Source organism: Vibrio coralliirubri (assembly GCF_024347375.1).
Taxonomy (GTDB): domain Bacteria; phylum Pseudomonadota; class Gammaproteobacteria; order Enterobacterales; family Vibrionaceae; genus Vibrio; species Vibrio coralliirubri.
This window is the reverse complement of sequence record NZ_AP025471.1, coordinates 1687973-1709786: the sequence shown is the minus strand read 5'-3', so window position 1 is coordinate 1709786 and position 21814 is coordinate 1687973. Positions and strand designations below refer to the sequence as shown.

20 protein-coding genes and 2 pseudogenes are annotated in these 21814 nt (G+C 46.9%); 18 read left to right on the top strand and 4 right to left on the bottom strand.

All coding sequences use genetic code 11. From position 1 onward, the window contains the following. Positions 1–55 precede the first annotated feature (55 nt). The 7 genes from OCV20_RS24360 (at position 56) to OCV20_RS24330 (ending at position 8771) form a co-directional block, all read left to right on the top strand. A complete protein-coding gene (locus tag OCV20_RS24360; protein WP_086775787.1) occupies positions 56–2488 on the top strand; it encodes a response regulator in 2433 nt (810 codons plus the stop codon). Between the two features lie 253 nt (positions 2489–2741). Then, complete coding sequence (locus OCV20_RS24355) at positions 2742–3401, top strand: HAD family hydrolase (protein WP_086775788.1); 660 nt, start codon at positions 2742–2744, stop codon at positions 3399–3401. Between the two features lie 359 nt (positions 3402–3760). Further along, a complete protein-coding gene (hppD, locus tag OCV20_RS24350) occupies positions 3761–4834 on the top strand; it encodes a 4-hydroxyphenylpyruvate dioxygenase (RefSeq protein ID WP_017067769.1) in 1074 nt (357 codons plus the stop codon). Next, positions 4827–5987: a homogentisate 1,2-dioxygenase gene (locus OCV20_RS24345; protein WP_086775789.1), complete on the top strand. Its 1161-nt coding sequence runs from the start codon at positions 4827–4829 to the stop codon at positions 5985–5987. The genes hppD and OCV20_RS24345 overlap by 8 nt, the downstream gene beginning before the upstream one ends. A 9-nt stretch (positions 5988–5996) precedes the next feature. Further along, a complete protein-coding gene (locus OCV20_RS24340; protein ID WP_086775790.1) occupies positions 5997–7034 on the top strand; it encodes a fumarylacetoacetate hydrolase family protein in 1038 nt (345 codons plus the stop codon). Positions 7035–7072: 38 nt separating this feature from the next. Continuing rightward, on the top strand, positions 7073–7762 hold the full coding sequence (gene maiA / locus OCV20_RS24335) for a maleylacetoacetate isomerase (RefSeq protein WP_086775791.1): 690 nt from the start codon (positions 7073–7075) through the stop codon (positions 7760–7762). Between the two features lie 88 nt (positions 7763–7850). Continuing rightward, positions 7851–8771, top strand: a complete 921-nt coding sequence (locus OCV20_RS24330) for an IS5 family transposase (RefSeq protein ID WP_086773621.1) — start codon at positions 7851–7853, stop codon at positions 8769–8771. A 54-nt stretch (positions 8772–8825) separates the two neighbouring features. Here the strand turns inward: OCV20_RS24330 and OCV20_RS24325 are convergent. Together OCV20_RS24325 and OCV20_RS24320 are read right to left on the bottom strand one after the other, a co-directional pair. Next, positions 8826–9104: pseudogene (locus OCV20_RS24325) on the bottom strand (carbamate kinase); the annotation flags it as partial. A 54-nt stretch (positions 9105–9158) separates the two neighbouring features. Continuing rightward, positions 9159–10079 carry an IS5 family transposase gene (locus OCV20_RS24320; RefSeq protein ID WP_086773621.1) on the bottom strand — a complete coding sequence of 307 codons (921 nt, stop codon included), beginning with the start codon at positions 10077–10079 and terminating at the stop codon, positions 9159–9161. A 58-nt stretch (positions 10080–10137) separates the two neighbouring features. Between OCV20_RS24320 and OCV20_RS24315 the strand changes: the two are divergent. After that, a pseudogene (locus tag OCV20_RS24315) lies at positions 10138–10770 on the top strand (PTS transporter subunit EIIB); the annotation flags it as partial. Between the two features lie 145 nt (positions 10771–10915). Here OCV20_RS24315 and OCV20_RS24310 read toward each other — a convergent pair. Next, the gene (locus OCV20_RS24310) at positions 10916–12952 is read right to left on the bottom strand and encodes an acetoacetate--CoA ligase (RefSeq protein ID WP_086774003.1); all 2037 of its coding nucleotides are present in this window, start codon (positions 12950–12952) and stop codon (positions 10916–10918) included. Positions 12953–13151: 199 nt separating this feature from the next. Between OCV20_RS24310 and phhA the strand changes: the two genes are divergently transcribed. From phhA to OCV20_RS24290, 4 genes are all read left to right on the top strand, one after another. Continuing rightward, complete coding sequence (gene phhA, locus OCV20_RS24305; protein ID WP_017065113.1) at positions 13152–13946, top strand: phenylalanine 4-monooxygenase; 795 nt, start codon at positions 13152–13154, stop codon at positions 13944–13946. Further along, the gene (locus tag OCV20_RS24300; RefSeq protein ID WP_086774002.1) at positions 13936–14274 is read left to right on the top strand and encodes a 4a-hydroxytetrahydrobiopterin dehydratase; all 339 of its coding nucleotides are present in this window, start codon (positions 13936–13938) and stop codon (positions 14272–14274) included. The genes phhA and OCV20_RS24300 overlap by 11 nt, the downstream gene beginning before the upstream one ends. Before the next feature lie 253 nt (positions 14275–14527). Then, the gene (locus OCV20_RS24295) at positions 14528–14737 is read left to right on the top strand and encodes a DUF3283 family protein (RefSeq protein WP_004732615.1); all 210 of its coding nucleotides are present in this window, start codon (positions 14528–14530) and stop codon (positions 14735–14737) included. Between the two features lie 96 nt (positions 14738–14833). Next, positions 14834–15550 carry a YebC/PmpR family DNA-binding transcriptional regulator gene (locus OCV20_RS24290; protein ID WP_017057670.1) on the top strand — a complete coding sequence of 239 codons (717 nt, stop codon included), beginning with the start codon at positions 14834–14836 and terminating at the stop codon, positions 15548–15550. A 150-nt stretch (positions 15551–15700) separates the two neighbouring features. On the opposite strand, the gene OCV20_RS24285 is transcribed toward OCV20_RS24290, so the two are convergent. After that, entirely contained in the window at positions 15701–15952 is a 252-nt protein-coding gene (locus tag OCV20_RS24285; RefSeq protein WP_050620225.1) for a DUF2798 domain-containing protein, read from the bottom strand. 85 nt (positions 15953–16037) lie between these two features. On the opposite strand from OCV20_RS24285, the gene OCV20_RS24280 reads away from it, so the two are divergent. The 6 genes from OCV20_RS24280 to OCV20_RS24255 all read left to right on the top strand — a co-directional run bounded on the left by OCV20_RS24280 (position 16038) and on the right by OCV20_RS24255 (position 21808). Then, positions 16038–16940 carry a LysR family transcriptional regulator gene (locus OCV20_RS24280; protein ID WP_050052651.1) on the top strand — a complete coding sequence of 301 codons (903 nt, stop codon included), beginning with the start codon at positions 16038–16040 and terminating at the stop codon, positions 16938–16940. Positions 16941–16952: 12 nt separating this feature from the next. Beyond that, a complete protein-coding gene (locus OCV20_RS24275) occupies positions 16953–17828 on the top strand; it encodes an NAD(P)-dependent oxidoreductase (protein WP_050620224.1) in 876 nt (291 codons plus the stop codon). A 453-nt stretch (positions 17829–18281) separates the two neighbouring features. Further along, complete coding sequence (locus OCV20_RS24270) at positions 18282–18962, top strand: hypothetical protein (RefSeq protein ID WP_086774001.1); 681 nt, start codon at positions 18282–18284, stop codon at positions 18960–18962. A gap of 86 nt (positions 18963–19048) precedes the next feature. After that, positions 19049–19747, top strand: coding sequence for an ABC transporter ATP-binding protein (locus OCV20_RS24265; RefSeq protein WP_086774000.1), 699 nt, complete (start codon positions 19049–19051; stop codon positions 19745–19747). Next, complete coding sequence (locus tag OCV20_RS24260) at positions 19735–21033, top strand: ABC transporter permease (RefSeq protein ID WP_086773999.1); 1299 nt, start codon at positions 19735–19737, stop codon at positions 21031–21033. Before OCV20_RS24265 ends, OCV20_RS24260 begins: the two co-directional genes overlap by 13 nt. Continuing rightward, positions 21026–21808 carry an outer membrane lipoprotein-sorting protein gene (locus OCV20_RS24255; RefSeq protein ID WP_086773998.1) on the top strand — a complete coding sequence of 261 codons (783 nt, stop codon included), beginning with the start codon at positions 21026–21028 and terminating at the stop codon, positions 21806–21808. Before OCV20_RS24260 ends, OCV20_RS24255 begins: the two co-directional genes overlap by 8 nt. The last annotated feature ends 6 nt before the right edge of the window (positions 21809–21814 follow it).

Below are 21814 nucleotides of genomic sequence, written 5' to 3'. Positions count from 1 at the left end.
TTATACTAGTTGAGTAATTGTAGTTTGCTAGGATAACAATAATGGTAATTTGTGTATGGTGACAAAAGGAAAACGCTATATTGGACTCTCCCGACAGTTGATCGGGGTAATCATCGCAATCAGCACCTTGTTCACAGTTATAGTGACAGGTCTCGGGTTGTATGTGGAGTACCAAAGTCGAGTTTCTTTTATCAGCTCTCAGGTCGAACAGGTTAAGGCCGGTTATCTCTCCGGTTTAACGTCCAGCTTGTGGGTCGAAGACCGTGCTCAACTGTTTGTGCAAGCAGAAGGCATCTTTCGTTTGCCGTCTGTGAGTTACCTTCTGATCGAAAGTCCCGATGAAAAAATTCTAGAGTTAGGTCAAAAGACCGAAGGCCAATCTTATTCTCAGTCTTGGGAAATGGTGCACCAAATGGGTGGTACAGATTTCCCATTGGCAACGCTCACGGTGCAATCTGATTTAAGTATGATTCTCAATGACTTTGAAGAACGAGTGCTACTGTTGCTCGCCTTCGAAGCCGTCAAAATATTCTTGCTGTCTCTGGTATGTTTAACCATCGTCTATCGCCTTGTCGTAAAACGTTTGATGACCATGTCTTCTCAGATCAACCTACAACAGGTCGAAGACAACAAACCGCGCTTCTTAACGCCGACTGACTCTACTTACAAAGATGAGATCTCGACACTCGAGAGCAGTTATAACCAGTCTATTGAACGTATTCGTCAACAGTACAAAGAGCTAGAAAAAGCCAAAGACGTTGCTGAGGTGGCCAACCGCAATAAAAGTGAATTCCTTGCCAATATGAGTCACGAAATCCGTACCCCAATGAATGGGATTATCGGGTTGTCGTCTTTGCTCTCTGAAATGGATATGCCGAAAGAGCAAAAAGAGTACATCAACATGCTCAACACCTCTTCGCTTACTTTGCTCGACTTAATCAATGACATTCTCGATTACTCGAAGATCGAGGCGGGACGACTAGAGCTTCAGCAAGAGCCGATGAAAATGATGGGCATTGCGGCCGACGTTGAATCAACCTTCCGAGTGAAAGCGGAGCAGAAAGGGCTTCGATTCCAATTAGCGATCGACCCTAAGATCCCAACCATGGTGATTGGCGACGGTACTCAACTAAGACAAGTCCTAAATAACTTAGTAGGCAACGCGATTAAATTTACCGAGCACGGCCACGTCACGCTCTCACTTCGTTTGGAAGAAGTGGTTGAGCCTGAGCAAAAACTCAGAGTGAAATTCGAGGTTGTCGACAGCGGTATCGGTATTGCAGAAGACAAACAGAAATCGGTGTTCGATAAGTTTCAACAAGCCGACGGCAGTACCACGCGTATTTACGGAGGCACAGGGCTTGGTCTAACAATATGCGAGAAGATCGTGACATTGATGGGCAGCAAGCTTGAACTCACCAGTGTTGAAGGTCAGGGCAGTACCTTCTATTTTACGGCTGACTTTGACCCGTGTTTAGAAGCCGATGAAGGCAATATCGATTTCAATCAGGTTTCGGTCTTGCTGGTGGATGATAGCCAGCTGAACATGCGTATAACGTCTACACAGCTTCAATCTTTCGGTGTTAAGTCTGAGTGCTGTGAAACGGCAAACCAAGCGTTAGAGTTGGTTTCAGAGTCTGTGGCTAAGTCATCACCTTATGATCTCGTGCTGATAGACAAAGTGATGCCGTCCGTTGATGGCTTTCAACTGGCGAGAAGCTTAGTTGAACGCTTTGGTCGCGAGTGTCCTAAGTTAGTGATGATCTCTGCTGATCCTAGAAAGCAAGATGAAGCTCGTGCTAAACAAGTCGGTTTTGTTGCCTACATTGCGCGTCCTTACCAAGATAATCAGCTTAAATGGACCATCAGTGAGGTACTCGCGAGAGCCGCTGATACTTCAGTCTTTACTTATCCGAACAGAGGCGAGGTTGCGTTTAAAGACAATGAACCAGTGTTGTTAACTAAACCTGCGGCGGTTGTTAAAGAGGCACCCACTGTTTCTGTAAACGCCTCACAAGCCGATAAACAAGCTCCAATTGAAGCAGAGTCAAAACCTGTCGCGGCTGCCGGAGAATTTAGTGGTACGGTTTTGGTCGTTGAAGACTCGCGAGTAAACCAGCAAGTTGCCAAGATGATGCTCAAGAAGCTTGGGTTTGAGGTTGATATTGCCGACAATGGTGAAATTGGTGTCGAGAAATTCAAGGCTAACGAATACGAGATGATCTTTATGGATTGTCAGATGCCAGTTCTCGATGGCTTTGAAGCGACCAAGCAGATCCGAGCGCTCGAAGAAGGGTCTGCAAAGCACATTCCAATCGTTGCGCTGACGGCCAACGTTGTACAGCGAGACAAGCATCTATGCTTCGATGTAGGCATGGATGAGTTTTTACCAAAACCTGTTAATCAAGGGAAACTGAGAGAGATCGTAGCCAGTTTCTTGTCGGATAAGAGTAAACTAACGGACGAAAGTGAGCAGAAAATTGTTTAGCTCAGGCGTCATTAAACCCAATCGTTAAACCCCAAACTCCGACCTAATCAGTCGGAGTTTTTGTATGTATTCAGTAAGTGAATTCCTTTCTACCTCTTTATCACTTTTGAATAAATGGAGTAGACTTTATTGTCATCTTCACGAAACATAATTGCCACAGAAATGTGCTCTAATTGTCATATATTCGCTATAGCATTCAGCCAACTTGAACTCCTGTTTAACCTTAACGAAATTCAACCTGTGAGAGCCTAAGATGTTCAAACCTTTGTATGTATTTGATATGGACGAAACGCTGATCAATGCCGATGCAGCGATGCTCTGGAATGAGTTCTTGGTTGAAAAGGGCATTGCCACTGCGCCCAACTTTATTGATGAAGATAAACGCTTAATGGGACTGTATTCGGAAGGCAAACTGAACATGGAAGATTACCTAACGTTTTCCATGCAGCCGTTAGCCGATATGCCAACAGAGCAAGTGACTGCGTTGGTGGAAGAGTGTGTTGAACAGCATATTCTGCCTAAACAGTTCAAGCAGTCGAAACCTTTGATTGAGCAGCTTGAGAATGATGATATCGATATGCTGATTATCTCTGCCAGCGTGACTTTCTTAGTGGAAGCGGTGGGTCGTAAGATTGGTATCGAGAACGCACTCGGTATTGATTTGATTGAAAACCAAGGCCGTTTTACTTCTCAAATCTCAGGTGTACCAAGCTACCGTGAAGGCAAAGTAACGCGTTTAAAAGCGTGGTTAGACAATCAAGAAACTAACTACTCAGACATTCACTTTTATACGGATTCAATCAACGACTTACCTTTGTGTGAACACGCTGACTTTGCCTATCTGGTGAACCCATGCCCGCGTTTGAAAGCGTTAGCCGATCAACCGAATTGGTCGATTCTCAACTGGGATTAACGCTTAACCCATATCTGAATCATGTTCGTCTTAGAACTCATCAAGCCGCTGACTACAGCGGCTTTTTTACATCATCAGTCTAATATTCGATTTATCGCCTTAGTTGATAAAATTACGCATGTAACAATTCAATAACATCTCTTGCTCTGCTGTAAATCAAACCACCATCTTTCAATCCCTTGATAGCACTCACTTTGTTGTTGTGAGGTTTTGTGTGTAACAAATATTTTACAATTTGACGGGTTTTTAGCGTTATTGCCCATTTCCTTCCATCCATTCCAATCTTTCCGCTTGTGGGCCAAATTTAATTAAGGACAAAAACACGTAATACAAAACCAATAGGTACAAGGAGAAAGTTCATGGTGGATACATACAACCCGCTTGGCACGGATGGATTCGAGTTTGTTGAATACACGGCCGTTGACCACAAGGGAATTGAGCAACTTAAAGCGCTGTTTGTGTCACTTGGTTTTGCTGAGATCGCCAAGCACCGTTCAAAAGAGGCTTGGCTGTATCGACAAGGTGACATCAACTTTATCGTTAATGAACAACCACACAGCCAAGCGGAAGCGTTCGCCAAGGTGCATGGGCCATCGGTGTGCGGCATGGCTTTTCGTGTCAACGAAGCAACCGCTGCAATGGAACAAGCGTTTAAGGGCGGTGGTGAAGAGTACAAAACAGAAATAGGGCCGATGGAGCTGAGCATTCCTGCCATTTACGGCATAGGTGAAAGCCTGCTCTATTTTGTGGATCGCTATGGCAAGCAGAGCATCTATGACGTCGATTTCCGATTCTATGACGATGCGGAACAGCGTATGGCCGAAGCTAATGTTGGCTTGTATGAAATCGACCATCTCACGCACAACGTGAAGCAAGGCAACATGGACGTGTGGTCTGGGTTTTATGAGCGCATCGGTAACTTCCGCGAGATTCGCTACTTCGATATTGAAGGTAAACTGACTGGCCTTGTGAGCCGCGCTATGACCTCACCATGTGGCAAGATCCGCATCCCTATCAATGAGTCTTCAGACGACAAATCACAAATCGAAGAGTTCATTCGCGAATACAACGGTGAAGGTATACAACACATCGCGCTCGCAACGGATGACATCTACAAAACGGTGAAAACCCTGCGTGATCGCGGCATGGACTTTATGCCAACTCCAGATACCTATTACGAGAAAGTCGACGAGCGTGTGAAGGGCCACGGTGAAGACACCGATCTGCTGCGCGACCTACGCGTTCTGATTGATGGCGCGCCGACCAAAGACGGCATCTTGCTGCAAATTTTCACACAGACGGTAATTGGTCCTGTGTTCTTTGAAATCATTCAGCGTAAAGGCAACGAAGGCTTTGGTGAAGGTAACTTCAAAGCGCTATTTGAATCGATTGAAGAGGACCAGATTCGTCGAGGAGTATTAGACGATGCATAAATGGATCTCGTTTCCTCATCGGGAGGGTGTGTGTTCGAAACAAGCGCATGCTGATTTCCCCGAAGAGGCCATCTATGAGCGAGAAGCGGGTCGAAGTGGATTTTTCGGCCCTGCCGCTCACTTTCATCACCAACATGCTCCAACTGGTTGGTCGGAGTGGGAGGGCGATTTACGTCCTCGCGCTTTTGATTTTACGCTGGTGGAAAAAGCCAGCCAGATAACCCCTTGGGCGGTGCCTCATCTTTTGCACAATGCGGACTGCAAAATTCGCGTATGGCGCATGGACGAGATGATGGATTTCTTGGTGCGTAACTCCGATGGCGATGAACTGCTGTTCATTCACCAAGGCAGCGCTGATCTCTATTGTGATTATGGCCATTTAGAAGTGAGTGAAGGGGATTATGTGATGATCCCGCGCTCGACCAACTGGCGCTTAGAGCCAAGTGAGCCGATGTTCATCTTGATGATTGAGAATACAGACGCGGCTTACTCACTGCCAGAGAAAGGCATGGTCGGCAATCACGCGGTGTTTGACCCGGCGGTTCTTGAAATTCCTTCGATCAATGACCAATTCCGCGCTCAGTACTCAGAAAATCAAACTCAGGTTCAGGTGAAGCGCCACGACAAAGTCAGTGTGATCACCTATCCGTTCAATCCATTGGATGCAATTGGCTGGCATGGCGACTTAGCCGTGGTGAAAGTGAATTGGCGCGATATCAGACCGCTGATGTCACATCGTTACCATTTGCCACCGTCCGCGCACACTACGTTTGTTGGTGCGGGATTTGTGGTGTGTACCTTTGTGCCACGCCCAATTGAGAGCGATCCAGGCGCATTGAAAGTGCCGTTCTATCACAACAATGATGATTATGACGAAGTGCTTTTCTATCACGCTGGTGACTTCTTTAGCCGCGACAATATTGAAGCGGGAATGGTGACTTTCCACCCGGCTGGCTTCACACATGGCCCTCACCCTAAAGCCTTTAAGGCTGGGCAAGCGCACAAGAAGAAGTTTACCGACGAAGTGGCGGTGATGATTGATACTCGCCATGCACTGCAGTTCTCTGACGAACTCGATAGCGTTGAGAACAAAGAATATGTCTACAGTTGGCAAGACTCTGGTTTGAAAGAAATGGCTGACGATAAGAAATAAGGGACAAGGATGAAATTAGCAACCAAGAAAAATGGTACTCGCGACGGCCTATTGATGGTCGTGAGTAAAGATCTCAAACAGTGTGTACCTACCACCGAAATCTTTCACGCGATGCATCTGGCCCCCACCATGCAGGTGGCTTTGGATAACTGGGACAGCGTTGTTTCTCAGTTAGAAGAGTTATACACCTCGTTAAACAACGGGCATGTGACAGGCAGTGAAGTGTTTGCGTCTCAGTATTGTGAATCGCCTCTGCCACGCGCTTATCAATGGGCTGATGGCAGCGCATATGTAAACCACGTTGAGCTGGTGCGTAAAGCGCGTGGTGCTGAAATGCCAGAAAGCTTCTGGGTCGATCCACTGATGTATCAAGGCGGTTCAGATGCGTTTATCGGCCCTCGTGACAACATCGAATTTGCCAGCGACGAATGGGGTATCGATTTCGAGGGTGAGGTTGCGGTTGTAACTGGTGACGTACCAATGGGTGTTAGCGCCAAGCAAGCGCATGATTCGATTCGCTTGTTGATGTTGGTGAACGATGTGTCGCTGCGTGGCTTGATTCCGGCTGAACTTGCTAAGGGTTTTGGTTTCTTCCAGTCGAAGCCTTCTTCGGCGTTCTCTCCTGTCGCTGTGACACCTGATGAGCTTGGTGAGCAATGGAAAGGCAGCAAGGTGTATTTACCGTTGATATCGACCTACAACGACCAGCCTTTTGGTTGCCCGAATACGGGCGTCGATATGACCTTCAACTTTGCAGAGTTGGTCGTCCATGCAGCAAAAACTCGCCCACTATCGGCAGGGGCTATTATCGGTTCAGGCACTGTATCGAATAAGCAAGGCACTGACCACGGCACCTCAATTGCAGAGGGCGGCGTGGGCTATTCATGCATTGCCGAGGTACGCATGATAGAGACGATTCGCGATGGCAAACCTTCGACTCAATTCATGTCGTTTGGCGATTCGATCAAGCTTGAGATGTTTGATGCGGCGGGTGACTCCATTTTTGGCGCAATTGACCAAAAAGTTAGCCAATATCGAGCGTTATAGCCCATATTATAAAGATTCAGCTCGAGCGAGATCATTGTATGAATCAGAACATGACACTTTACGGTTACTGGCGCTCTTCGGCCGCCTATCGAGTGCGTATTGGATTGAACCTAAAGCAACTCGACTATGAGTCTAAATCGGTGCATTTGGTGCGTAATGGCGGCGAGCAGCATGATCCACAATATCGCGAGCTCAATGCCAGTGAATTAGTGCCAGTGCTGGTGGATGGTGACGTTCAACTCAATCAGTCGCTGACTATTTTGCAATACTTGGACGAAAGCTATTTATGTGAGAGCAGCCCAGACTCCTTGTTGATTCCAGAGCAAACACCATTGCGCTATCAAGCGTTGGCAATGGCTCAGGATATTGCGATAGAAATTCACCCTCTCAATAACCTGCGTGTGCTGCAGTATTTGGAGCGAGAGTTGTCGTGTGAGCAAGAGGCTAAAATAGACTGGCTTCACTATTGGATGAGCCAAGGTTTTTCGGCGTTAGAAGAGAAGCTTTCTAAGCATCGTCCAACACACGGTGATTCGGTGTATAGCCTCACCGATTCACCATGCATTGTCGATATCTGCTTGGTGCCACAAGTCTATAACGCGCTGCGCTTTGGCGTTGATATGTCGCCTTATCCGTTGATTAACTCGATTGTCGAAGCGTGTAATCAGTTACCCGCTTTTATCGACGCGATGCCAGAGAATCAAGAGGATGCGAATGAGTCCATGTAGATTTACTGAGGCTTTGTTGCGTAATTCAATGGAACTAAATCAAGAACCTACGATCTGATCAGCTACCTCCACTCTATCTCGTAGTCCTATGCCTAAGCCTCGTTATAAAACAACCAACTGGAAGCAATACAACCGATCACTCATTAACCGTGGTTCTCTGACTTTTTGGATTGATGAAGAAGCAATAAGCGGATGGGCGCAAAGCAAACAGAATAAGCGCGGTAGGCCGCGTCGGTTCAGTGATTTAGCTATCACGACAGCACTCATGGTCAAACGAGTTTTTTCTATGCCATTGAGAGCGCTGCAAGGATTTATCGACTCGATATTTAGGTTAGCCCATGTACCGTTAAGTTGTCCGCATTACACCTGCATCAGTCGTAGAGCCAAGCAAGTTGAGGTTTCATTTAAGACTAAAACGAGAGGAGCGATACAGCACCTAGCCATTGATGCTACTGGCCTTAAGGTTTATGGCGAAGGTGAATGGAAAGTCAAAAAACATGGGACGGATGGCAAGCGTAGAGTCTGGCGAAAGCTGCATATTGCAGTCGATACCAACACTCATGAGATCATTGCCGCCGAGCTAAGTTTATCGACGGTTACAGATGGAGAAGTACTCCCGAACTTACTGAAACAAACACGCCGAAGTATCCTTGAGGTGTCTGGTGATGGCGCTTACGACACGAGAGCGTGTCACGCTGCTATTAAGATTAAGGGAGCTATTGCGCTTATTCCCCCAAGAGAAGGGGCTGCCTTCTGGGAGCGTGGTCACCCTCGAAATTTCGCCGTGGGTTGCCAGAAATTATACGACTCAAATAAGTATTGGAAAGAGCGGTATGGATACCACAAACGTTCACTCTCAGAAACAGCGATGTATCGAGTTAAACAGTTGCTAGGAGGGAAACTGAGCTTAAGAAATTACAATGCCCAGGTGGGTGAAACTTACGCGATGATAAAAGCGTTGAACAAGCTTACTGGGTTAGGTATGCCTGAAACTTGTCGTATTGACTAAGAAACAAGCGAAACGGGTTGGCTCTATCTCTAAATTTAATTACGCAACAAAGCCTACTTCAGTTTGCGTGACTAGCGTCGCTACGTCTAATTCAGGGTCAATGTTTCTTAGTTCTTGCTGTAACATGTAGCCCACCATGCCACAGGTTTGAGAGCCGAGTACATCCATTGGATACGGGGTCGTCTCTGGTGAATATTCGTTGTAAGCTGCGTTTTGTTCCATCAACAAACCTACTTGTGGGCCATTACCATGAACGATAACAATCTCATGCTCGCGAGCGATCGCGGCAATACTCGCCGCTGATTTGATTATATTTTCACGTTGGTTCTCAGCGGCTTTGTTGCGTAATTAAATTTAGAGATAGAGCCAACCCGTTTCGCTTGTTTCTTAGTCAATACGACAAGTTTCAGGCATACCTAACCCAGTAAGCTTGTTCAACGCTTTTATCATCGCGTAAGTTTCACCCACCTGGGCATTGTAATTTCTTAAGCTCAGTTTCCCTCCTAGCAACTGTTTAACTCGATACATCGCTGTTTCTGAGAGTGAACGTTTGTGGTATCCATACCGCTCTTTCCAATACTTATTTGAGTCGTATAATTTCTGGCAACCCACGGCGAAATTTCGAGGGTGACCACGCTCCCAGAAGGCAGCCCCTTCTCTTGGGGGAATAAGCGCAATAGCTCCCTTAATCTTAATAGCAGCGTGACACGCTCTCGTGTCGTAAGCGCCATCACCAGACACCTCAAGGATACTTCGGCGTGTTTGTTTCAGTAAGTTCGGGAGTACTTCTCCATCTGTAACCGTCGATAAACTTAGCTCGGCGGCAATGATCTCATGAGTGTTGGTATCGACTGCAATATGCAGCTTTCGCCAGACTCTACGCTTGCCATCCGTCCCATGTTTTTTGACTTTCCATTCACCTTCGCCATAAACCTTAAGGCCAGTAGCATCAATGGCTAGGTGCTGTATCGCTCCTCTCGTTTTAGTCTTAAATGAAACCTCAACTTGCTTGGCTCTACGACTGATGCAGGTGTAATGCGGACAACTTAACGGTACATGGGCTAACCTAAATATCGAGTCGATAAATCCTTGCAGCGCTCTCAATGGCATAGAAAAAACTCGTTTGACCATGAGTGCTGTCGTGATAGCTAAATCACTGAACCGACGCGGCCTACCGCGCTTATTCTGTTTGCTTTGCGCCCATCCGCTTATTGCTTCTTCATCAATCCAAAAAGTCAGAGAACCACGGTTAATGAGTGATCGGTTGTATTGCTTCCAGTTGGTTGTTTTATAACGAGGCTTAGGCATAGGACTACGAGATAGAGTGGAGGTAGCTGATCAGATCGTAGGTTCTTGATTTAGTTCCATTGAATTACGCAACAAAGCCAACTCGAAGTCATCATCGAATAAGAAAAATTTCAAAGAAAATATACAGTTATTAATCACTGCACTTGGTGGTGAAGACAATATCGTGAGTATCACGCACTGTATGACAAGGCTGAGATTCAAATTAGCTGACGAGTCACTGGTAGACGAAGAAGCGATCAAGCAGATCGCAGATGTGAAAGGTGTGGTACTTCAACAAGGCCAAACTCAAGTCATCATCGGTGTTGAGGTAGAAAAGTGGTTCAACGCACTATCAAACACTCAACAAGCTGACGCGACTCCGGCTGATGAGCTAGAGAAAGGCAAGCTGTTCCAAGGCGTGATGCGCATTGTCGCAGGCATCTTTGGTCCGGTTGTACCCGCAATCGCAGGCGCGGGTATGTTGATGGGCCTGTTGTCTGGCCTTATTGCAACCAATGTTATCTCTGAAACCTCAGACACAGTTTATTTCTTCCGCTCGATCTCTGTTGCTGTGTTCTTCTTCTTACCTATGCTGGTTTCTTTCTCTGCAGCTAAGGTATTCAAAGTAAACGAATACATTGCGCTTGCTGTCTCTTCAGCAATGCTAGCGCCTCTGCTTGTTGATAAAGCAACAATGCTTAAGAGCTTTGGAAAAGGTACGGGGCTATACTGAGGCGAGGATTCACAAGCTTAAATAGAAGTTTAGATTTGGTTTTCAATCGGCTGCCTTTACTCTAGGTGCTATCTGACAGCCAAATGAAAATCGGAGATAGTTAGCCACTTTCTAAGGCTCAACACTAAAGCGAAACAACACTCTTTATCTCTTCCAAAACCTCGGCGTTAGCGATAGCCCCAAGGTTTTCTACACTCTTGCCATTGATCACCTGTTTCACAGCCAACTCCACCAGTTTGCCTGAGCGTGTTTTTGGCACGTCGCTGATCGCAAATATCTGGCTTGGCACGTGCCTTGGCGAGCAGGATGATTTGAGTTTGCTTTTGATGGCTGTCAGTAACTTTTCATCTAAACTCACACCTTGCTGCAGCTGAACAAACAACCATATCTGCTCATTGCGGTCGATGTCTTTACCGACAGCTATCGAATCGATGATGCCTTCAATGGTGTTTACTTGCTGATAGATCTCGGCGGTACCAATTCTTACTCCTCCAGGGTTGAGTGTGGTGTCGCCTCGCCCGTAGAACAGGTAACCGCCATGTTCGCTCTGCGCGACTTCATCACCGTGATGCCACACATTATCGAACCTATCCCAATAGGTGCTGTGATAGCGCTCTCCGGTGTCATTCCAAAAGCCAGCGGGGAAGTTGGGAAGGGAATTTGTACAAACTAATTCGCCACGTTCGTGATCGACCTTTTGACCAGACGAATTGAACACCTTGATGTCGACGCCGAGCCCGGCCTGTTGGCACTCACCGCGATACACTGGCGAGATAGGGTTGCCCAAAACAAAGCAGCCACAAATATCCGTGCCGCCAGAAATCGACGCCAAATGCAGGTCTTGCTTTATGTGCTTGTAAACGTAATCGAACTGCTCTGGGTAGAGCACAGAACCGGTCGAGCACAGTGTTCTTAATTGAGGAAGAGAGTGGCTGTCGATCGGTGAGAGTTCGGCTTTCTCAATCGCCTCTAGATACTTGGCTGAGGTGCCAAATGTCGATACGTCAGCTCGCTGCGCTAAATCCCATAGAACGTTAGGTTGCGGGTAAACCGGGCTGCCATCAAAGATCACCAAACAAGCACCGCTGGCGAGCGCAGAGACGTGCCAGTTCCACATCATCCAACCACAAGTGGTGTAGTAGAACACGCGATCTCTCGGTTTAATATCGCAATGAAGTTGATGCTCTTTTAGGTGGTTGATGGTGGTGCCACCGACAGAATGCACAATGCATTTAGGCTTGCCCGTTGTGCCGGAAGAGTAGAGTACGAATAATGGTTCATTGAAGCCGATACGCACAAATCGAAGAGGTTTTGTCTGATAGTGATTAATGATGCTGTGCCAGCTTAGAATCGACACATCATGTTCAACTTTTTTCTTCTCTAAATCGCTCTTCTCTAAGTCATTACTCGGTTTCAAATAACCGATCTGACACACCTGTTTTAATTCGTTTAAGTGTTCGATGATTTCACGGTTCTTGTCCGTCATATCGAACGTCTTGCCATTGAAGGTGTAGCCATCACAGGTGAACAGCACCTTAGGTTTCACCTGTCCGAATCGCTCAATTACACTCTCGACGCCAAAATCAGGCGAGGTTGACGTCCAAATCGCCCCTAAGCTGGTGGTTGCCAACATCGCGACCACGGTTTGCGGCAGATAAGAAGTATAAGCGGCGACCACATCGCCTTGTTGCACGCCACATTCCACGAGCCATTGTTGAACGCTAGAGACTTCCTCACACAAGGTTTGCCATGTGTAGCTTTGCTGTTCGCCACGTTCGTTCTCAAACCAAATCGCAAGTTCGTTTGGCAACGCTTTTGCTGAATGCAGCAAGTTTTCGGCGTAGTTAACTTGAGCATTCGGAAACCACACCGCATCGCGATTCGATTTCGGCTGCTGCCAGCGGCTTTCACTTTGAGTTTTGATGTGCTCGCTTTCTACCCTGTTAATACAGTCTTGCGAACCCACCATGCCACAAAACTGCCACACGTTATGCCAAAACGACTCCGGCTGCTCCACAGACCATTGATGAAGCTCCGTGTAGTTTTTCAATTCCCGCTCGAATACGCCCTGCTGATCGAGGTTATCCATAAATCGGGTTACGTTGGCGTGTGCGATACGTTGGTCACTGGGTTGCCAAATTGGCTTATTGCTCTCGTGCATTCCTTTACCTTTAACAAAAACTTAACGATTTCAGTCTGGTATTTAGGTTTTACAAAGTCAAAAGATCAGCAAAATAAGGGGCTGTCGGAATTGTGTAAATAAAATGTTACACGATCGCCCGTTTCGAAAAATCGTGCAAATTGGCGGATATAAGGAGTGGAGATAGGCTTAAAGTGAGACATTCGAAAGGAGGTGTGTAATGACTCAATATCATTCTAAGCCCGTGAGCCAAGAGGGATGGGTTGAGTGGAGCCTCGAAGAAGACGCCATTTGGCACGACTTAGTGAAAAGGCAACTGGACGTCATTAATGACCGCGCATGCGATGCTTATTTGCACGGTTTGACCCTGCTGGATCTGCCATTAGACAGAGTTCCCCAGCTTCCAGAGATAAATAAAGTGCTAATGGAAACAACAGGTTGGCAAGTTCAGCCTGTGCCTGCATTGATTGATTTCGACCGATTCTTTGATTTGCTCGCCAATAAGAAATTCCCAGTTGCGACATTTCTGAGAACGCGAGACGAGTTCGATTACTTACAAGAACCTGATTTCTTTCATGAAATTTTTGGTCACTGTGCCATGCTCACTAATGCCGATTTCGCGGCTTTCACTGAGCATTATGGAAAACTAGGCCAAGCCGCCACATCCAAACAGCGCGCTTATCTTGCCCGTTTGTATTGGTTTACGGTCGAGTTCGGTTTAGTAAAAGAAGGCCAACAACTGAAAATTTATGGCGGTGGCATTCTCTCTTCTCCGGCGGAAACCATGTACGCATTGGGCGGTGATTTGGCGGTTCGTGAACGGTTCGATCTGCAAACGGTGTTAAGAACTCCTTACCGCATCGACATCATGCAACCGAAATATTACGTGATCGACGAGCTATCTGAGCTCTTCAAAATCAGTCAGGAAAACCTATTACAGCAAGCTGATCTCGCTATAGATGCGGGGTTACTACCACCACTTTTTGAACCCAAGGAACCAACACATGTTGAATGAACAAAAATGCGAAGCCTGCAGTATCGACGCGATTGCCTTAAGTAAAGATGAGCAACAATCTTTACTGTTGGAGTTGTCAGATTGGCAGATCATCAAAAGAGACGGCATCCCGCAGCTTGAGAAGGTGTTCAAGTTTAAGAACTACAAACTAGCGTGGGCATTCAGCAACAAAGTGTCAGAACTGGCAGAAGAAGAGTTCCATCATCCTTCGATTTTATTGGAGTGGGGCAAAGTCACTGTCACTTGGTGGAGCCATTCAATCAAAGGCCTGCACAAAAATGACTTCATCTGCGCCTCACGCTGCGATGTGTTCGCGGTGAGTGAGTAGTCTTTTGGGTTTCGAGGAGCTGTCCTTCTTATCTCTGTGATGCGATTATCTGATTATTCAGCTCATAATGTGAGTTGAATACTCGATACTTTCTCCTCAAGGGGTGCAACTTCTCTCAAACTAGCTTGACCTGCATCAGCGACTTGCTTGGTTTCTTGTCTCATAAACCCTTTCTGTTACTCATAGTATTGGTTTTATGAGGCTGCTCTATGATATATTTCTCGGCCAAGTGTATTACAGACGAAGGCTAATAATGTCTATCAACCTTTCACTCCTTCCACCCAGCGAGAAAAATAAAATCGAACTGGATAAGCAAGCATCGTTTCTTGTATGGAAACTGAAGCAAGCGAAATGTGGCCCTGAAGCCATTGTTGAAGAAGCAATGAAGCTAGGTGACCCAGAAGAAAAGGCTTGGTTTGATCAGTCTGTAGAAAAATACAAACGGGTAATGGGTGTCGCATAAACGCAGACAAACCTTGCCCAGCAGTGCTGTAGAATTGAAATGACACAGTAATTTGCTAGAATTTGCACCGTTAATTGAATCAGAGAGAAGATCCCGATGGGAAGAAGTTTTGAAGTGCGCAAGGCCTCAATGGCGAAAACTGCAGGCGCAAAAATTAAAGTTTATTCTAAATACGGTAAAGAGATTTACGTACTGGCTAAGAACGGCAGCTCTGACCCAGACATGAACCTACCTCTTAAGCACCTGATTGCTAAAGCGAAGAAAGACCAAGTACCAGCTCACGTTATCGACAAAGCGATCGATAAAGCGAACGGCGGCGGCGGTGAAGACTTCCAACCAGCTCGTTACGAAGGTTTTGGCCCTGGTGGCACAAGCGTAATCGTTGACTGTCTAACTGACAACGGCAACCGTACTTTCCAAGACGTTCGCCAATGTTTCGTTAAGACTGGTGCGAAAATCGGTGTTGAAGGTACTGTTTCTCACATGTTCGCTCACCAAGCTGTATTCCAGTTCAAAGGCGAAGACGACGAGATCATCCTAGAAACGCTAATGATGGAAGACGTAGACGTGACTGACGTTGAGCTAGAAGACGGTGTTATCACTGTATTCGCTCCAACGACTGAGTTCTTCAAAACGAAGACTGCACTAAACACTGCGTTCCCAGAGCTAACGCTAGACGTTGAGGAAATCACTTTCGTTCCTCAAACAACTACGCCAGTAGCTGAAGAAGATTCTGAGAAGTTCCAGAAGTTCTTAGACATGCTTGACGACTGTGATGACGTTCAGCAGGTTTACCACAACGCTGAGCTGTAATCTTTACAGTAACAACAGTTATTAAAAAACCGAGCCTAGTGCTCGGTTTTTTTATGTCTGTAATTCAGGCGTTTATCCATGAACATAGCTTTTTACCGCATCTCTTTTATCGCAGAACCTAGACTATAGCTCCTTAACACTAGCCCTTGATCATCGTTCCGTGATCTCAGGTTCGCAAAGCGTTCTTGGGCGACAAATCCATGCTGAGAGTTTTCTGATCAAAGGAAGCACAGTGAGGTTGAGTGCGATGGCACAAGGCCAAGCAATGAAAAAGCTTTGCATCCAGATTGGAGGCCACTCGGGGCTGAATCCCATTTTGTAGCCAGAAATTAACCCTGACATGATGGTCGCCATGGTCAGTGAAGATAAAATCGCGGTTACCCAAAATTGTTTGTTGTTCATACTGTGTTTCTCCCGTGATTTTCTGATGTTGATGAGATAAGGTTACATTTATCCATTAATGAGAAAAATAGGCACATGTAGAAGTATGAATTCCATATTTGGAAACATTGATGATCTGTTCTTATTCTGTGCCGTGGTTGAAGAGGGCTCTTTGCTATCGGCTTCGAAACGGCTGCAACTCCCTGTGTCGACTATGTCGCGTCGGCTAACCGCATTGGAAGATCGCCTCAATATCCGACTTTTAGAAAAGAAAGGTCGTGAGCTGGTGGCCACCAAAGACGGTGAGGCGGCTTTTTCTGCACTGAGCAGCGGCATGGAGTCGATTCATCACGGCTTTAATAGCTTGCTTGAAGAGCGTGACGCTATCCAAGGCAAGATAAAGCTCGCCGTGCCTCATAACTTCTACAGTGGCTTTCTACGGTCGACGGTAGAGCAATTCCTCACTCAATACCCGAACGTTCAGCTCGACCTTACCCTGAGCCAACAACAGCTTATTCCACAGACCGATCGTGACTTACTGATCACGTTTAAGATCTCGGACATGGAAGGCATGATTGCTCGACCGCTGTTTAAAGCCAAACACGGGTTTTATGCGAGCCCAGAATACTTAGATTCGCGTGCAGCAATAGAAAAGCCGGACGACCTGGAGCTGCAAGATTGGATTAACGTCGATGATGTGTTCGATATGCCGCTCTACAAATCCGACCGCTTAGAGCAAATGATCACGATTAAACCTAAGTTCATCGTCAACGATATTCATGCGGTGGCGGCCGCAGCGCAAAAAGGTTTGGGGCTCGCGTCATTGCCTTTTCGTCACGTATCCCCAGAGATGAATCTGATTCAAGTGCTCCCTGAGTATCATCGGGGTGATCGCCAAGCGTATTTAGTGTACAAAGAAAGAAAATATCAGCCAAAGGCTTTGACCCTGCTTATTGATGCATTGATTGAGAGTGTTCGATCTTTTCATAGCGATGGTTTGGTCAAATAAAAGGAGAAAGAAATGAAAGTAAGTTTTATCGGGCTAGGCGTTATGGGTTTCCCAATGGCAGGCCACCTAGTCAAAGCCGGTTTTGAGGTAACGGTATTTAACCGCACTCACAGCAAAGCGCTAGACTGGGCTGATAAACACCAAGGTAAAGCGGCAGAATCTGTGGCTGAGTGTGTAGCGGAAGCTGACGTGGTATTGGTTTGTGTGGGTAACGATGATGACGTACGCAGCATGACAACCAGCGAAACAGGCGCATTGGCAGCGATGAAGCCAAACGCGATTCTTGTCGATCACACTACAACGTCTGCAGTTCTGTCTGAAGAGCTTGAAGTGGCAGCGAAGCAAGCCGGTATTCGCTTTATGGATGCACCTGTATCTGGTGGTCAAGCGGGCGCAGAAAACGGCGTGCTAACCATCATGTGTGGCGGCGAACAAGCGCTTTTCAACGACCTTCAACCTGTGTTCGAAGCTTACGGTAAGTCGTCAGTTCTTATGGGTAAAGTCGGCCAAGGCCAACGCGCAAAGATGGTCAATCAGATCTGCATCGCAGGCGTATTGAATGGCCTTTCTGAAGGTTTGGTACTTGCTGAAAAATCAGGTTTGGATATCCAAACGCTAGTTGATTGCCTTAAAAACGGCGCAGCAGGTTCATGGCAGATGGAAAACCGCGCGACCACAATGGCGCAAGACAAGTTCGATTTTGGCTTCGCAATTGATTGGATGATCAAAGACTTAGGTTTCTGCCTAGATGAAGCTGAGCGCCAAGGCATCCAGCTTCCACTGACTGAAAAGACCAACAACGCCTACAAGGCACTGTCTGCCGAAGGACAAGGCCGCATGGATACATCAGTATTGATGAAAGCTGTGGTTGAAGAGACGAAGAAGTAAAAGTCATCAAGCTTTGTTCTGAACATTGAAAATAGCCGCTGATTAGCGGCTATTTTTTTTGGTTTGAGCTCTGCCGAGTGCGTTAATCCAAAATAAATCCCCTCCTAGCCTCCCCTTGATTCATATTTTTGATCCCTTGCTGCTCGAGGAAAGGGGAGGAATAGAACACCGATCGTTAAAAGTGTCGATGTATGTTCAGTGCTAAAGAAAGTTCTCCCCCTCTGCTACAGATCTAGAGATATTGATGAACCCAGATTGAGGGGGAGTTAGAGGGGGAGGTAACTATGGCTAATTATGCGAATAGTGTTCGTCTAGTTCCTATAAGGTTGAGACTCCACTCACGCCCCAGCTCAACCATTCACTCCTGGTAATTACCATTCGTCGCATTGATAAAACGGCATGACAAATTCTAGTTAACCTTTCAACGTCAACATTTGAAAGGGATTAGAAATCATGACTACTTCACACTCATTTAATTCAGGCTCTACTACCTCTCTGTTTAAGCGTTCATTGCTGATTGCGCTTGTTTCGTTTGCACCGTCGTTAGCTTTAGCGAACCCGAGTTCAGACGTGCTCGATATCTATAACCAAGCGGCGCAAGGCAATGAAGACTTGGTTGAGGTGGCTTACGAACGCCTTAATGACACGCTGCAACAAGACGGCGCAACACCACTGACTTTGGTTTACCTAGGTAGCACAGAAACCTTAATGGGACGTGATGCATTCCTGCCTTGGAACAAGATGAAGTATGTGGAGAAAGGGTTATCAACCATTGATAAATCACTGGTGCTGCTTAAAGACGATGACCAACCGATTCATGAGCAACCTCGTGTTCAAGGGCTGCCTGATTCTTACCTAACTCGCGCAATGGCCGCCGTTACTTACACCTCTCTGCCAGACATGTTTAACCATTTCGATCGTGGTTATGACTTGTTCCTCTCGTTACTCGCGGAAGATGATTTCCAACAACAGCATTTCGCTGCGACCTCGTGGATTTACCGTTACGCCATTACCGCATCGATTCGTGCTGAAGACTTCGAGCAAGCACAGGTGTGGCTTGAAAAAATGGAAAGTACTGATGCTGGCAACATCGAGACCATGACGGCGAAAGCCCTAATAACGAAAGCCAAATAACAGCTGAGAATGCTAAATAGCGGTTTACTAAAGCTCATTCATAACTGCGAACGCTTAAGAATGATGGGTCAGCGGAGGACAAAGGAATGATTGAATTTAAAAATATCGGTAAAGCGTATCTCACGGGCGGTCAACGTGTTGATGCCTTAAACGGGGTCGACGGACATATCCAGCGCGGCGAAATGGTAGCGTTGTGTGGCCCGTCCGGTTCTGGAAAAAGCACACTTTTGAATATTCTTGGTTTGTTGGATATGAGCTATCGAGGACAGATCAATATTGATGGCCAACCGTATCCGACAGAGCAAATCGCCGCTGCACGCTTTCGTCGTCAATCGTTGGGTTTTGTGTTTCAGCGCTTCAATCTGGTTCCTGTGATGACGGCACTTGAAAACGTCGCTTATCCATTGATGTTGAACCAATGTTCGAAACAAGAACAGCAGACCAGAGCACAAGACATGTTAGAGCGTGTTGGGCTGGGAGATTACATCCATCACCGACCAGACAATCTTTCAGGTGGCCAGCAACAACGTGTCGCGATAGCCAGAGCGCTAATCCACAATCCAAGCTTAGTGATTGCCGATGAGCCGACTGCCAGCCTAGATAGCCACACCGCCAACCTTGTGATCGACATTATGAAAGAGCTCGGCCACGAAATGGGCACAACTTTTATTGTCGCAACGCACGACCCAAGAATGGCGCAGCGTTGTGACCGAGTGATTGAACTTATCGACGGCCAACTGGCTCCACAAGCTGTAACTACGGAGGCGATCTCATGGGCAAGTTAACACAAAGAATGAGCACGTTTTTGCTTCCTACCTCGGTGCGTTTGGCGTGGCTTAATCTATTAAGAAATGGTCGACGAAGTCTGCTGTCGGTCTTGATTATCGCCATCGCGGTATTTGCACTCACCAGTGCCGGTGGCTATGGGCTTTACACTTATGAATCTCTGCGTGAATCGACCGCGCGCGATACTGGTCATCTTACTTTGAGCACGCCGGGGTATTTTGAACAAGATGAAGACATGCCGTTGAGCAATGGTCTGGACAATGTTCAAGCGCTAACCAAGAGCATTATTGGTGACAGTGATGTGCGTGGCGTTCAACCACGAGTCTACTTCAGCGGCTTGGTGTCTAACGGCAGTAAGTCGACCATCTTTATGGGAACGGGCGTCAATGAACGTGAGTTCGACATGAAAGGACCATTCCTTGATGTGCGCAGTGGTCAAACTCTCTCAGATGTGAAATCACCAAGATACGACAGCCAAGAGCCACAAGTGATGCTGGGAACCGACCTTGCTCGTAACCTCAAAGTTGCCGTTGGCGATTGGGTCACATTGCTCGCGACCACCAGTGATGGCGCTTTGAACGCTTTTGATTTTAAGGTGCAGGGCATCTACTCGACAGGGGTACCTGAGCTGGATAAGCGTCAGCTGTATGTTCACATCACCACCGCGCAAGAGCTTTTGGCCTCAGACAAAGTCAGCACGTTATCGGTATTCCTTTTCGAAACCAGCAAGACCTCGACCGTACAACAACGCATTCAAGCGACTTTAGATCGAAATAGCGCGAGCCAAAGCGATCAAGGCACAGAGATCGAGATCACCCCGTGGCAAGATCGCGCGTTTTTCTACACCAAGGTTAAAGATCTTTACGACCGGATCTTCGGCATCATGGGCGCAGTGATGGCACTGGTGGTGTTCGTATCGTTGTTCAACACCATGACCATGTCAGTCACAGAGCGCACTCGTGAAATTGGCACCTTGTCAGCACTCGGCAGTTACCCGTCTGAAATCGTGGCAGGATTCTTAAAAGAGGCGGGATTGCTGGCACTGATTGGCAGCGCGATTGGCGCGTTAGTGAGTGACTTAGTATCGGTGTTATTGCTAGTGGTTGATATCCAAATGCCACCACCTCCCGGCAGAACCGAGGGTTACCCACTCAACATCTACTTCTCATTGGAATTAGTTGGCTACGCCACTTTAGGCGTGCTGACAATCTGTTTGCTGGCTGCTTATTTCTCTGCTCGCAAAGGCGTGAATAAGCCAATCACGGAGGCGCTGGTTTATGTCTAAATTTACTCGTTTACTCACTGTTTTAGGTTCTGTATTGGTTTTGGTTCTAGCATCGACACCAAGCTGGGCAGTTGATTCACAACAAGTCACTGAGATGATCGCCAAGGCGGATAGCTACCGATTGAACAGTGCACAAGCCTCTAAGGTAGTGTCTCTGGTGGCGCTATATCAAGACGAGCAACTCGACAAAACCCGTGAATACAACGTCTATACAAGGCCAAACCGAGAGTCATTAGTGGTCTTTAAATCAGCCGTCGAGGCAGGTCAAAAGATGCTGATGATTGAAGATAACTATTGGTTATTGATGCCGAAATCACGCCGTCCCATTCGTATTACACCGATGCAAAAGCTATTGGGTGAAGCCTCGGTAGGGGACATCTCGACGCTCACTTGGAGCGAAGATTACCAAGGGGAGTGGGTTGCCGAGCAACAGGTTGAGATGCCGACTGGCGAGACACTAAATACCCATCACCTAAAGCTCGCTGCGAAAACCAAGGGTGCCAGCTATCAATCGATAGATCTGTGGTTAACGGCTGACCGAGCATTCCCAGTTAAAGCGGATATGTATCTGCGTTCGGGAAAACTGGCGAAGCAAGCGTGGTTTACCGAAGGCGTGAGAGATGGATTACCAACCGTTGTGTCGATGACTTTGCTCGATAAGATTCAACCAAGCAAGAAAACTGTGATTGAGTACCGCGAGGTGAGTGAACAAGCCTTGGCTGACAAATACTACAACCCTGCTTACTTATCGCGTAACAGCGTGTCTGGTCTGTAGGTGAGC